At 56.3% G+C, this 739-nt stretch carries 1 protein-coding gene and 1 pseudogene; both read left to right on the top strand.

Going from position 1 to position 739, the window contains the following annotated elements; translation table 11 throughout:
- Window positions 1-133: 133 nt before the first annotated feature.
- A complete protein-coding gene (locus CXF87_RS12190; RefSeq protein WP_022522208.1) occupies window positions 134-502 on the top strand; it encodes a hypothetical protein in 369 nt (122 codons plus the stop codon).
- A 53-nt stretch (window positions 503-555) separates the two neighbouring features.
- Window positions 556-739: pseudogene (locus CXF87_RS12185) on the top strand (HupE/UreJ family protein); the annotation flags it as partial.

Below are 739 nucleotides of genomic sequence, written 5' to 3'. Positions count from 1 at the left end.
TTTCTTTTCCCTTATTATATTCCTATCCCCCCGGAGGGGATGGTAATCTATCGCCGTTATTCTGCCAACGCTATGGTTCAAGGCAGACGGTTATCTATTTTTATGATTTTTACTTTTATCCTGGTTGCTCTACATGCTCAATCGGCTGCGCCACCGCCTTGGCTATCTGACCTTTCTGTTGCTGTTCCTGCCTAGCCTGGTAATCACCAGTGTGGGTGAGGCGCGTGCGCATGGGGCGGCGAGCATGGTTAGCGTTGAGTTGTCTCTCCATGAGAATGTGCAGAAGGGCCATGGGCATACCCATGGCCACGAGCACGAAGATAGTCGCCACCTCCATAATGAGAGTGGCAGTCACTTTCACGAAAAAGCGGATCGGCCTGGGACGGGCATTGCCGTCGAGCCGAACTTCCGCGACGCCCTGCGGCTAGGCGAACGCAGCGGCCTACCGCTGCGTCGTGTCTACCGCTTGGAGCGTCCTCCACGGCCGGTCATCGCTGGATGACTGGGGCCGTCCACTGGACGGCCAACACTTAATGACAAACCCGTGGAGGTTTTATGTTTCCATCCCAACTAGGGGGTGCGTTCGGCTTGCCTGTTTTGGCCCGACGCCACGCGCTGACCCTTTTCACACTGCTGGTGATGCTCCTGGGAGCCAGTGGTGAAGCCCTTGCCCACGCCGTTGCTGAAGGCGACAAAGGGTACATCCAGGAGATCTATGGCGTTCACCTGATCTCATTCG

Origin of the sequence: Halomonas sp. MES3-P3E (assembly GCF_002836035.1) — a bacterium.
Taxonomy (GTDB): domain Bacteria; phylum Pseudomonadota; class Gammaproteobacteria; order Pseudomonadales; family Halomonadaceae; genus Vreelandella; species Vreelandella arctica.
Note: the sequence above shows the minus strand (reverse complement) of the source record. Positions and strands in the feature narration are given on the sequence as shown.

Coding starts and splice junctions, on each gene's coding strand:
- CXF87_RS12190 (WP_022522208.1), top strand. CDS start 134: ATGCTCAATCGGCTGCGCCACCGCCTTGGCTATCTGACCTTTCTGTTG.